The organism is Streptantibioticus ferralitis, assembly GCF_029223525.1.
In the GTDB taxonomy this organism is placed as follows: Bacteria; Actinomycetota; Actinomycetes; order Streptomycetales; family Streptomycetaceae; genus Streptantibioticus_A; species Streptantibioticus_A ferralitis.
The window spans coordinates 12,457-24,081 of the sequence record NZ_JARHTQ010000013.1 but is presented as its reverse complement, the minus strand read 5'-3'; the positions used below and the strand labels follow the sequence as shown (position 1 = coordinate 24,081).

Below are 11,625 nucleotides of genomic sequence, written 5' to 3'. Positions count from 1 at the left end.
ACCGGCGCGCCCAACGGGGGCGGTGCGGCGCGGCGCCGGGTGTTCGCCGATCTGACGCCGTTGCGGATCTCGGCCGCCTACCGCCGTCTGTGGTTCGGCAACACGATCTCCTGGATGGGCCAGCAGATGACCGCGCTCGCGGTCTCCCTCCAGGTCTACGCGGTCACCCGGTCCACCTTCTCCGTCGGCCTGGTGGGCCTGTTCTCCCTTGTTCCGCTGGTGGTCTTCGGGCTCTACGGCGGCGCGGTCGCCGACACCGTGGACCGCCGCAAGCTGGGCCTGGTGAGCGCCGGCGGGGCCACGGTGCTGTCCGTCGTGCTGGCCGCGGCGGCGCTCGCGCACTTCCACCACGTGTGGCTGCTGTACGGGATCGTGGCGCTGCAGGCGATCTGCTTCGCCATGAACTCCACCGCCCGCAGCTCGATGATCCCCCGGCTGCTGCCGACCGAGTCGCTGCCCGCCGCCAACGCACTGCAGGCCCTCACCACCAACCTGGGCCTGATGGCGGGCCCCTCGCTGGGCGGCCTGATCGTCGGCCTGTGGGGCTACCAGGCCGCGTACCTGGTCGACGTGGCGGCCTTCACCGCCTCGCTCTACGCCATGTGGCGGCTGCCCGCCATCCGTCCCGACCGCGGTGACGGCGGCGGGCGGCGGCGTGCCTCCGTGCTGGACGGACTGCGCTTCCTGGCCACCCGTCCCAATGTGCGGATGACCTTCTTCTGTGATCTGGCGGCCATGGTGCTGGCACAGCCCCGGGCGCTGTTCCCGGCCATCGCGGCCCTGTGGTTCGGGGGCGGTGCCAAGACCGTCGGCCTGTTGGTGGCGGCCCCCGCCATCGGCGCGGTGCTGGGCGGGCTGTTCTCCGGCTGGCTGGGCCGGATACGCCGGCACAGCCTGGCGATCCTGTTCGCCGTCGCGTCCTGGGGCGCGGCCGTGGCCGTCTTCGGGCTCACCCGTCAGCTGTGGCTGGGCATGGTCTTCCTGGCGATCGCGGGCTGCTCCGACACCATCTCCATGGTGTTCCGCAGCACGATGCTGCAGGCGGCGACCCCGGACGAGATGCGCGGCCGACTGCAGGGCGTGTTCATCGTGGTGGTCGCGGGCGGGCCGCGGCTCGGCGACTTCCTCGCCGGTTCCGTCGCCGATCTGGCCTCGCCCACCGTCGCCGTGGTCGGCGGAGGCCTCGCCTGCGTCCTGGTGTTGGGCCTGCTGGCGCTGCGGTGGCGCGGATTCGCCCGCTACGACGCCAGAACGCCGCAGGCCTAGGCCGGGGTTCAGCGGGCACGGGGCCAACTGGCCGTCCGCCGCGCCGAGCCTCGCCACGCATGATCGGCCCGGGCGCGGGCAGGCGGACTGGCAACCGCGGCCGCGGGCGGCCGCGTCTGTGGGGGTGTGGCCGCACCCCGTGGCCGCATGCAGCGAAGAGAAGAAGGCAGGACAGCAACATGGGTATCGTCGGCTGGATCATCCTGGGACTGCTCGCCGGAGCGATAGCCAAGATCCTGCTGCCCGGGCGTGACCCGGGCGGCCTCATCGGCACCACGCTGACCGGTATCGCCGGTGCGTTCCTCGGCGGCTGGCTGTCCGCGAAGTTCCTGCACCGCCCGATCCCGCACCAGTTCTTCGACCTCAAGACCTGGGTGGCCGCGATCGCGGGTTCGCTCGTCCTGCTGATCGCCTACCGGATCCTGTTCGGCAACTCCCGCGAGCGCCGCTAGCGCCTCCGGCGGACCTGACCAGAGCCGGAGCCAAGCCCCCGTGCCGCCTCGGGGGTGTCGGGGGCAGGCCCCAAACCCCAGCGGTGGCTGCGGTCGGCGGTCCGCTTGCCTACGGGCTTCCTTGGCGGCAGCCCCCAAACCTCCGGGGGCGTCGGGGCCGAGTCCCTCCCACTCCCAGGGGGTTCGGGGGCCTGCCCCGACAGAATTTGTTCCGCCGTGAAGGCGAGCGACCCGCACGGCGCGGACCGGCGGCGTCCGAACGCACCGCGCCCCATGGCATCCCGGCCGCCACGCCGCCTGGAGAGCCTCAGGTCTCCAGGCCGAGCATGCGCCGCAAAATGTCCCGCAACGCCGTCCGCTCGTCGGTGGACAGTCGGGCCAGCGGCTCCCGGGCGAAGTCCAGCGAGGACCGCAGCCGCTCGTAGGTCTCCTTGCCCGCCGCCGTCGCGGCGGCCAGCTTGATCCGCCGGTCGGCGGCGTCCGGGCGCCGTTCGACCAGGCCGCGTATCTCAAGCCGGTCGATGATCCCGGTGACGTTCGACGGCTCGCACTTGAGCTGCTCCGCGATCCGGCGCATGGGCATCGGTTCGAGCGAGAGCAGCCCCAGCACCCGGGCCTGTGCGCCGGTGAGCTGGTGCTTGCCCGCCGCCGCGTCGTACTCCTCGTGGTAGCGGAAGACGACCGAGCCGATGAGGTCGACGACCTCCCTGGTCAGGGGATCAATACGTGGCGTCATGGCTTCAGGATACCCATTTGCTTGACAACGTGAAATATCCAGGAGCATTATTAGTTCAGAACCTGAACCTTTGCCATGGTGACGCTGTGGCGGAAGGAGAGAGCCCTCCCCATGTCTGCACTGCCCACAACCAGCCGCGAATGGCACCTGACCGCCCGCCCCCAGGGCTGGCCGAAGCCCGCCGACTTCGCGCTGCGCGAGGCCGCGATCCCGGAGCTCGGCCCCGGCCAGGTGCTGGTCCGCAACCTCTACATGTCGGTCGACCCGTACATGCGGGGCCGGATGAACGACGTCAAGTCGTACGCACCGCCGTACCAGCTCGACCAGCCGATGCACGGCGGAGCGGTCGGCGTCGTCATCGCCTCCCAGGCCGAGGGCCTGAACATCGGCGACCATGTGCTGCACGGGCTGGGCTGGCGCGAGTACGCGGTGCTGGACGCCAAGCACAGCATCACCGTCGACCCCGAGGTGGCGCCGCTGTCCTCGTACCTCGGCGTGCTCGGCATGCCCGGGCTGACCGCCTACGCGGGACTGCTGCGGGTCGCAGCCTTCAAGGAGGGCGACGCGGTCTTCGTCTCCGGCGCGGCCGGTGCGGTGGGCAGCCAGGTCGGACAGATCGCCAGGCTCAAGGGCGCCTCGCGGGTGATCGGCTCGGCCGGTTCCGACGAGAAGGTCAGGGTGCTGGTGGAGGAGTACGGCTTCGACGCGGCCTTCAACTACAAGAGCGGCCCGGTGGCCGAGCAGCTCAAGAAGGCCGCGCCCGACGGCATCGACGTGTACTTCGACAACGTCGGCGGCGAGCACCTGGAGGCGGCGATCAGCTCGCTCAACGTGCACGGACGCGCCGCGCTCTGCGGCATGATCGCGCAGTACAACGCGACCGAGCCGCCCGCGGCCCCGCGCAACCTGGCCCTGGTCATCGGCAAGCGGCTGCGCCTTGAGGGCCTGCTGGTCGGCGACCACGGCGACCTCAAGGAGCAGTTCGTCGAGGAGGTCGGCGGCTGGATCCGCGAGGGCAAGCTGCACTACCGGGAGACCGTGGTCGAGGGCATCGACAACGGCGTGGAGGCCTTCCTCGGCCTGCTGCGCGGTGAGAACACCGGAAAGATGGTCGTCAAGCTCGCCGACTGAGGCAGGCAACGGGGGCGTTACGCGGGCTTCGCAGCCCTCACCTAGGCTCATCACCAGACCGTCGCGATCGAGGGCGCGAGTCGCGGCGCACCAGCAGGAGGATGTCGCTATATGTCCATCCAGTCCGTAGACGTGGCCTACACCGCGGTCGCGACCGCCGAGAACGGCCGCGACGGCCGCGTCGCCAGTGACGACGGCAAGCTCGACGTCATCGTCAACCCGCCCAAGGAGCTGGGCGGCAGCGGTGCCGGCACCAACCCGGAGCAGCTGTTCGCCGCCGGCTACAGCGCCTGCTTCCAGGGCGCCCTCGGCGTGGTCGCCCGCCAGGAGAAGGCGGACATCTCCGGTTCGACCGTGACCGCCAAGGTCGGCATCGGCAAGACCGCGGCGGGCGGCTTCGGCCTCAAGGTCGACATCTCGGCGTCCATCCCGAACGTGGACGCCGAGACCGCCAAGTCGCTGGTGGAGAAGGCACACCAGGTGTGCCCGTACTCCAACGCGACGCGCGGCAACATCGAGGTGACGCTGTCCGTCGACTGACGGCCAACTCGCCACACAGGTAAGGGGCGTGCTCTATGGAGCACGCCCCTTACCGCGTTCCGTGGGGTTCAGCAGCGCCAGGAAGGCGCGGAACGCGGCCGCCATGTCCACTTCCTCCGGCTCCAGCAGCCACTGCAGTTGCAGGCCGTCCATCACGGCGATGAGCAGCGGGGCGACGCGCTCCGGAGTGAGACCGGCGGGCAGCTCGTCCCCGTACTCGGCGCGCAGCGCGTCCGCCGCGCCCGCGCGCACCCAGGCATAGCGGTCGCGGAAGAAGTCGTGTGCCGGATGCCCCTCGGTCACGCTGTCGCTCGCCAGCACCGTGAAGGTCTGCACAAGGCCGGGCCGGGTCGCGTTGTACTCCACCAGCGAGGCCAGCATCTCCAGCGGCCAGACCGAGCCGTGCAGCGCCGCCGACGCCACGTCCCAGCGGTCGCGGGCCTCCAGTACCGCCATGAACAGGGCTTCCTTCGTGGGGAAGTAGTGCAGCAGCCCCTGCTGGGTGAGGCCGACCCGCTCCGCTACCGCACTCAGTGACGCGCCCCGGTAGCCGCGCTCGGCGATGACCGCCAGCGCGGCCTGGACGATCTCCGTGCGCCGGTCCTCGCCGCGCGCCGACCGCCCTCCTGGTGATCGGCCCTGGCCGTTGGCTCTCACGTGCGAGAGCGTATTACGGCCCATCGGCAGTTTAAACCTCACGATTTGGTAACGCCATCAGTCGGCCGTCCAGGGGTTTGACGGCAAGGCGTCAAAGGAAAAAAGAGAGCCACCGCTACTGGCTGAGATCGTCATATCCATGTCCTTGCCGCCATCACCGACGGCGCGCCACGATGAGTGTGTGACGCAGCGCCGCATCGTCTTCGTCGTCTATCCGCGGTTTCAGCTCCTGGACCTGACGGGACCGCACGAGGTGTTCGGGCAGGCAGCAGAGCGGCTGCCCGAGGGCAGCGGCTACCTGGTCGAGATCGTCGCGCCCCAGCCCGGGGCGGTGCGGGCCAGCCACGGCGTCGACGTCGTACCCACCAGTACCGTCCAGCGGTGCGGGGGACCGCTGGACACACTGGTGGTCGTCGGCGGCCCCGGCGACCGGGAGGCGGCGGACGACGAGCACCTCGTCCGCTGGCTCCGGGCCGCGGCCGGGCGGGCCCGGCGGGTGGCCTCGGTGTGTACCGGAGCGTTCCTGCTGGCCCGGGCCGGGTTGCTGGACGGGCGGCGAGCGGTGACGCACTGGGGGTCCTGCGAGCGGCTGGCCCGCGAGTACCCGCAGGTGACGGTCGCCCCGGACCACATCTTCGTACGGGACGGGGAGGTGTGGACCTCGGCCGGGGTGACCGCGGGGATGGACCTGGCGCTCGCCCTGGTCGAGGAGGACCACGGGCCCGAGGTGTCCCGGGCCGTCGCCCGGCAGCTGGTGATGTTCGTCCAACGCCCTGGCGGCCAGGCCCAGTTCAGCACCCAACTCGCCGCGCAGCGGCCGACACGGGAGCCGCTGCGCGAGGTCCAGGCCTGGGTCACCGGCCATCTCGCGGACGATCTGACCGTCCGTGTGCTCGCCGAGCGGGCCGGGATGAGCGAGCGCAACCTCACCCGTGTCTTCCGCGCCGAGACCGGCCGCACCCCGGCCGCCTACGTGGAGACCGTCCGCGTCGAGGCGGCCCGGGCCCTGCTGGAGACGACGGACACCACCGTGGACGCGATAGCCCGCGTCTGCGGCTTCGGAACCGCCGAGACCCTGCACCGCCGCTTCAAGCACACCCTCGGCGTCACGCCGGGGCAATACCGCCATCACTTCTCCACCGCACGATGAAGGAGCGCCCATGCGTATCGTCATCCCCGTCTTCGACGGCTTCACAGCGCTCGACGCGATCGGCCCGTACGAGGTGCTGAACGGACTGCCGAAGGCCGAGGTGGTCTTCGCCGCCACGCGGCCCGGGCCGGTTCGTCCCGACAGCGGCACCCCCGCGCTCCTCGCGGAAGCCGCGCTCGCCGACGTCGACAGCTGCGACATCCTGCTGGTCCCGGGTGGCCCAGGTGCCCGCCGCCGGGTCGACGACGAGCCGCTGCTGGACCAGATCCGCCGTCTGCACGACCTGGCGCAGTGGACGACCTCGGTGTGCACCGGGTCGCTGCTGCTGGGCGCCGCCGGACTGCTGAAGGGGCTGCAGGCCACCACCCACTGGAGCGCGGTGGAGCTCCTGGAGTCCTACGGCGCCACGTACACACCGCAACGCACCGTCTTCCAGGGCCGGATCGTCACCGCCGCCGGAGTCTCCTCGGGCATCGACATGGCCCTCGCCCTGGTGGAGCGCATCGCGGACCGCACGCATGCCGAGGCGTTGCAACTGCTCATCGAGTACGACCCGCAGCCGCCGTTCGACGCGGGCTCACCCGCCAAGGCCCCGCAGGCCGCGAAGGACCTGCTGGCCGCCTGGCGCCTGTAGACCGCTACTCGCTGAACGCCCAGCCCGTCCACCGGTCGACCGTCACGTCGATGACCGCCCCGCGCGGCAACTGGCCCTCGTACTGCGGGTACTTGGCGGCCAGCCGCTGGATCGGCTCGATGCGGTCGTCGTCCCCGCCGAGGATGCGGGCGGTGCCGTCCGCCCGCACCCACCACAGGCGACGCCACTCCTCCTCGTAGTGGTCCACGAGGAGCGAGACCTCCGGGGTGGCGCGGATGTTGTCCAGCCGCCGCAACTCCTGGTGCCGCTTGGGCTTCTGGTCGACGGCCATGAACACCGTACGGCCCACGGCCGCGAAGACCGCCGGGACCAGGTGCGGGCGTCCCCGCTGGTCGATCGTGGCCAACCGCAGCACCCTGGCGGCCGTGAACCGCCGCCGCGCCTCGTCCTCGGGCAGTCGCATGCCGCGAGGCTACCCGGCAAAAGGTGTGAGCTGGACAAAGCCCGCCGATGGCGCGACGGAGCCGCGCCGATCAGCTCCTCGTCACCCCGTCGTAGCCGAGCCGGGCGAGTTCGGCCTGCCCCTTGGTGCTGGGATGGAACCAGTCCCAGTCGCTCAACTCGTCCGTGCCGAAGGCGTATTGGAAGACCGCGCCGCCGTCGTACCGGCACAGCGGGTACCGTCCGCACGCCTCGCCCAGCGCGCTGTTGTACGCCATCACCCGGGCGCGCACCGCCTCCCGGCGCGCCGTCGCGTCCGCCGCGGTGTTCGCGGAGTCGGCCAGCATCGACGGGCAGACGCCCAGCTTCCATATCTGTTCGCCCAACGGGTTGTGCCGGCCGACCGACCACAGCCGGAGCAGATCCGGAATGCTGGAGACATAGACCTCGGTCTTGGGCGAAGTGCGGCGCAACTCGTCCATCGCCGCGGTGAACCGGTTCCGGAAGTCGTCGATCGATGTCATGCCGTCCACCGAGTGGGCGCACGCGTCATTGGCCCCCATGAGCACCGTCACCAACTGCGGCCGCTGCAGCGCCGCCTGTCGCATCTGGCCGGGTAGATCGGCCATCCGCGCCCCGGTCCTCGCGAAGTTCCAGTCTCCTTCCTGCGCCGAACCGCGCAGGCGCCCGGCCAGGCTGTCCACACCAGCGCGGGAACCGGTCGCCCAGGACACCTCCGGGCAGTCGGACAGCAGTGAACAGGCGTCGAAGCCGCGGGTGATGGAGTCGCCGAGCGCGGCGACCGATTGCGGATGCGGATTCCACACGGGGGTGGGGGAGGGGGACGGCCGGTGCGGGGCCGCCGTGGCGGCGCGGCTGTGCGACGGGGCTGAGCTGCCCGTTCCACAACCGGCGAGCAGCAGGGCGGCGGCGAGGACGGCCGTGACGCCGCGCCCGGGGCCGCCTGCGGGCCGACGCCCGCGCGTCCCGCCGCGACCTTGAGCCTCTCGCATCGTTGTCCTCTCGGATGACCGGGTGATATCTGTCTGAGCCCGACGGTACGTCACCCTCGAAAGGACGGTGCACGGTAGTTTTTCCCTGATGGCTCGACCGGGCTCAGCGGGCTCGGTGGCGAAGAGGGTGGTCGACGGAAGTTTGGGTGCGAACGATCAGTTCTTGTCCCGTTTGCTAAAAATGGTGCAGAATGTCTGGTGCTGTCGCTATGGCGGAGCCACCGAATCGGGCGCGAGGCCGCTGGGGAAGGCGAACCTCGTCCCACACTGGAGGTCCCGGTGACGACACGTGGAGTTCTTTACGTGCACTCCGCACCACGCGCGCTGTGCCCGCACGTTGAATGGGCGGTCGCGGGCGTGCTCGGTGTGCGCGTCAGCCTTGACTGGATCCGTCAGCCCGCCGCGCCCGGCACCTGGCGCGCCGAGTTCTCCTGGCACGGCGACCCCGGTACGGCGTCGAAGCTCGCGTCAGCGCTGCGCGGCTGGCATCTACTGCGCTTCGAGGTGACCGCGGAACCCTGTGCCACGGCCGAGGGCGAGCGGTACAGCAGCACTCCGGAGCTCGGCATCTTCCACGCCGTGACCGGTATGCACGGCGACATCCTCATCCCCGAGGACCGGCTGCGCGCCGCACTGGCCAGAGCGGCGCGCGGTGAGGCCGATCTGCAGGCCGAGGTCGCCAAGCTGCTCGGCAAGCCGTGGGACGACGAGTTGGAGCCGTTCCGGTACGCGGGTGAGGGCGCTCCGGTCCGCTGGCTGCACCAGGTGGTGTAACCACCTGGCTGTGCCGTTGACCTTGAGTGGCCTCGAAGTCGTAGCGTGGCCAGCATGGCTGACACGATTTCAGTAGCTGTTCTGGGTACCGGCACGATGGGCGCGCCGATGGCGCGCAACCTGCTCAGGGCCGGGCACACCGTCCGGGTGTGGAACCGCACCCGCTCGCGCGCGGAATCGCTCGCCGCTGACGGTGCGTACGTTGCCGATGACCCGGCCGACGCGGTGCGCGGCGCCGACACCGTGCTGACCATACTGCTGGACGGCCCGAGCGTCCTCGACGCGATGCGCGCCGCCGCGCCCGAGCTGCGCCAGGGCATGGTGTGGCTCCAGTCGAGCACGGTGGGCCCCGAGGCCCTGGCGCCGCTGGCCGAGCTGGCGGCCGAGCACGGTCTGCACTTCGTCGACGCACCGGTCCTGGGCACCAAGGCCCCTGCGGAGCAGGGCAAGTTGCAGGTGCTCGCCGCCGGGCCGCAGGCCGCCCGTCCCATCGCCGACCGGGTCTTCGACGCGATCGGCAGCCGTACGGTCTGGCTGGCCGAGGACGGCACCGAGGGGGCGGCCAGCAAGCTCAAGCTGGTCTTCAACAGCTGGGTCCTCACCGTGATCAACGGCACCGCCGAGACGCTGGCACTCGCCAAGGGCCTCGGGGTGGATCCGCAACAGTTCCTCGCCGCCCTGGAGGGCACCACGCTTGACTCGCCGTATCTGCGGATGAAGGCGCAGGCCATCCTGAGCGGCGACTACACCCCCAGCTTCACGGTCTCGGCGACCTTCAAGGACGCCCGCCTGATCGCGGAGGCCGCGGAGCGGGCCGGGGTCCGGCAGTATCTGGCGCCCGCCGGTGTCGAGCGGCTGCGCCAGGCAGTGGAACTGGGCCACGGGGACAAGGACGCCGCCGCGTCGTATCTGGCCAGCTTCGACGACTGACGCGCGGAGCGCTGTCCAGCGGCGGTCGGCGGGTACGGAGCCCGGCACCGCCGGGCCGCGGTGTCGGGGCGCGGTGCGTTGAAGACCGCCGGGCCGCGGTGTCGTGGTTGCTCGCCGTCGCGGCGGGAGAAATTTCCCGCCGCTGCGGTGGTAGGCAATGTTCCGCTGCCGCGGTGGAGACGAAAGTGCCTGATACCGCCAAGGGGCCACCCCATCGGTAGGAGAAGGCCGCTCGCCGCTGCGGAAAATTCTGTCCGCCGCAGCGGCGAGTAACCACAGCGTTGTGGTCCGGCGGTCTCGAACTCACCCCGGTCCGCTGAGGATTCCCGCATCGGCCCCGAGGCGAGTCCGGATCGGCCCCGAGGCGAGTCCGGCACCGCCAGTCTGCGACGGCGAGCAACCACCACACCACGGGGCCGGCGGTAACGCCACCGCCGCACCCCCGACCGAGCCATCCGCCGGAAGGGCTAAAGCGGGATGTTGTCGTGGGCTCCGCGGCGCGCCGGGGCCTCACGGATGGCCTCGGCGATCGCGGTGCGGGTCGCGTCCGGTGAGACCACCTCGTCGACGACGCCCAGTTCCATCGCTTTGGGCAGACCGCCCGCCACGATCTCGTGCTCCGCCGCCAGCTCCAGCTCGAACTGCTCCTTGAGCTCGTCGGGGACCTGGGACAGCCGCCTGCGGTGCAGGATCCGCACCGCCGCCACCGCCCCCATCACCGCGACCTGCGCCTGCGGCCACGCCAGGACCTTGGTCGCGCCGAGCGAGCGGGAGTTCATCGCGATGTACGCGCCCCCGTACGCCTTACGGGTGACCACGGTGACCCGCGGCACCACGCACTCCCCGAACGCGTGCAGCAGCTTCGCGCCGCGGCGTACGACGCCGTCCCACTCCTGTCCGACCCCGGGCAGATAGCCGGGGACGTCCACCAGGACCACCAGCGGCACTCCGAACGCATCACACATCCGCACAAAGCGGGCCGCCTTCTCCGCGGAGAGGGAGTCCAGACAACCGCCCAGCCGCAGCGGGTTGTTGGCGACCACACCGACCGCCTGACCGCCGAGCCGTCCCAGCGCGGTGATGATGTTCGGCGCCCACTTCGGGTGCAGTTCCAGTCCTGGGGTGTCCAACACCCGCTCCACCAGCGGGCGTACGTCATAGGCGCGCCGGGGCGACTCCGGCAGGATCTCGCCCAACGGCCGGTCCTCGACCTCGTCGAGGCGCGACTCGACCTGGGTTCCCAGGAGTTCGGCCAGCCAGCGGGCCTTGTCGAACGCGTCCCGCTCGGAGTCGGCGATCACGTGTACCACGCCCGAGCGGCGGCCATGCGGTTCCGGGCCGCCCAGTCGGGCCATGTCGACGGTCTCCCCGGTGACCGTACGCACCACATCGGGCCCGGTCACGAAGATCCGGCCCTCGGGCCCCAGAATCACCACATCGGTCAGCGCGGGACCGTATGCCGCGCCGCCCGCCGCCGGGCCCAGCACCACCGAGATCTGCGGGACCCGGCCGGAGGCCAGGATCATCGCGTGGAAGATCCGGCCGACCGCGTCCAGTGAGCCGACGCCCTCCTGGAGCCGGGCGCCGCCCGAATGGTAGATCCCGATGATCGGGCAGTTCTCGGCCACCGCCCGGTCATAGGCGCGGACCACCACATCGCAGCCCTCGGCGCCCATCGCGCCGCCCTGCACGGTCGGATCGGAAGCGAACGCGACCACCTTCGCCCCGTCCGCCGTGCCGATCGCGGCGAGCATGCCCGACTCGTCGTAGGCCGAGACCTCCTGGTAGCCGTCCTCGTCCAGCAGGGCCCGCAGCCGCAGCCGCGGATTGCGCGGATCGCTCTCGCGTGGCGGCTTGCCGGCCATCCTGCGGCCTCCTCGGGTCAGGGCGAGGGGGGTACCTCCCATGCCCTGAGGCACGGGGGAGGGCCTGGCGTTGCC

The 11,625-nt window shown here is 71.1% G+C and carries 13 protein-coding genes; 8 read left to right on the top strand and 5 right to left on the bottom strand.

Annotated features, from left to right (window positions below):
• The first annotated feature begins 39 nt into the window (after positions 1-39).
• Together P2L57_RS20470 and P2L57_RS20465 are read left to right on the top strand one after the other, a co-directional pair.
• Positions 40-1,266: an MFS transporter gene (locus P2L57_RS20470; RefSeq protein ID WP_275816862.1), complete on the top strand. Its 1,227-nt coding sequence runs from the start codon at positions 40-42 to the stop codon at positions 1,264-1,266.
• Between the two features lie 179 nt (positions 1,267-1,445).
• Entirely contained in the window at positions 1,446-1,718 is a 273-nt protein-coding gene (locus P2L57_RS20465) for a GlsB/YeaQ/YmgE family stress response membrane protein (RefSeq protein WP_275816597.1), read from the top strand.
• A 307-nt stretch (positions 1,719-2,025) separates the two neighbouring features.
• On the opposite strand, the gene P2L57_RS20460 is transcribed toward P2L57_RS20465, so the two are convergent.
• Positions 2,026-2,454: a MarR family winged helix-turn-helix transcriptional regulator gene (locus tag P2L57_RS20460; RefSeq protein ID WP_275816595.1), complete on the bottom strand. Its 429-nt coding sequence runs from the start codon at positions 2,452-2,454 to the stop codon at positions 2,026-2,028.
• A 111-nt stretch (positions 2,455-2,565) separates the two neighbouring features.
• Here P2L57_RS20460 and P2L57_RS20455 point away from each other — a divergent pair, with 111 nt between their 5' ends.
• Positions 2,566-3,585: an NADP-dependent oxidoreductase gene (locus P2L57_RS20455; RefSeq protein WP_275816593.1), complete on the top strand. Its 1,020-nt coding sequence runs from the start codon at positions 2,566-2,568 to the stop codon at positions 3,583-3,585.
• A 111-nt stretch (positions 3,586-3,696) separates the two neighbouring features.
• Positions 3,697-4,125, top strand: coding sequence for an organic hydroperoxide resistance protein (locus P2L57_RS20450; RefSeq protein ID WP_275816591.1), 429 nt, complete (start codon positions 3,697-3,699; stop codon positions 4,123-4,125).
• A 33-nt stretch (positions 4,126-4,158) separates the two neighbouring features.
• Here the strand turns inward: P2L57_RS20450 and P2L57_RS20445 are convergent, their stop codons facing one another.
• Positions 4,159-4,782: a TetR/AcrR family transcriptional regulator gene (locus tag P2L57_RS20445; RefSeq protein WP_275816589.1), complete on the bottom strand. Its 624-nt coding sequence runs from the start codon at positions 4,780-4,782 to the stop codon at positions 4,159-4,161.
• 181 nt (positions 4,783-4,963) lie between these two features.
• Here P2L57_RS20445 and P2L57_RS20440 point away from each other — a divergent pair, with 181 nt between their 5' ends.
• Positions 4,964-5,932: a GlxA family transcriptional regulator gene (locus P2L57_RS20440; RefSeq protein WP_275816587.1), complete on the top strand. Its 969-nt coding sequence runs from the start codon at positions 4,964-4,966 to the stop codon at positions 5,930-5,932.
• Between the two features lie 10 nt (positions 5,933-5,942).
• Positions 5,943-6,566, top strand: a complete 624-nt coding sequence (locus P2L57_RS20435) for a DJ-1/PfpI family protein (protein WP_275816585.1) — start codon at positions 5,943-5,945, stop codon at positions 6,564-6,566.
• Positions 6,567-6,570: 4 nt separating this feature from the next.
• Here the strand turns inward: P2L57_RS20435 and P2L57_RS20430 are convergent, their stop codons facing one another.
• Entirely contained in the window at positions 6,571-6,990 is a 420-nt protein-coding gene (locus P2L57_RS20430) for a TIGR03668 family PPOX class F420-dependent oxidoreductase (RefSeq protein ID WP_275816582.1), read from the bottom strand.
• Positions 6,991-7,060: 70 nt separating this feature from the next.
• Positions 7,061-7,981 carry an SGNH/GDSL hydrolase family protein gene (locus tag P2L57_RS20425; RefSeq protein ID WP_275816580.1) on the bottom strand — a complete coding sequence of 307 codons (921 nt, stop codon included), beginning with the start codon at positions 7,979-7,981 and terminating at the stop codon, positions 7,061-7,063.
• 279 nt (positions 7,982-8,260) lie between these two features.
• Here P2L57_RS20425 and P2L57_RS20420 point away from each other — a divergent pair, with 279 nt between their 5' ends.
• Both P2L57_RS20420 and P2L57_RS20415 read left to right on the top strand, forming a co-directional pair.
• Positions 8,261-8,755 carry a DUF3145 domain-containing protein gene (locus tag P2L57_RS20420; RefSeq protein ID WP_275816578.1) on the top strand — a complete coding sequence of 165 codons (495 nt, stop codon included), beginning with the start codon at positions 8,261-8,263 and terminating at the stop codon, positions 8,753-8,755.
• Positions 8,756-8,809: 54 nt separating this feature from the next.
• Positions 8,810-9,685, top strand: coding sequence for an NAD(P)-dependent oxidoreductase (locus P2L57_RS20415; RefSeq protein WP_275816576.1), 876 nt, complete (start codon positions 8,810-8,812; stop codon positions 9,683-9,685).
• A 467-nt stretch (positions 9,686-10,152) separates the two neighbouring features.
• Here the strand turns inward: P2L57_RS20415 and P2L57_RS20410 are convergent, their stop codons facing one another.
• On the bottom strand, positions 10,153-11,550 hold the full coding sequence (locus P2L57_RS20410) for a carboxyl transferase domain-containing protein (protein ID WP_275816575.1): 1,398 nt from the start codon (positions 11,548-11,550) through the stop codon (positions 10,153-10,155).
• Positions 11,551-11,625: the final 75 nt, after the last annotated feature.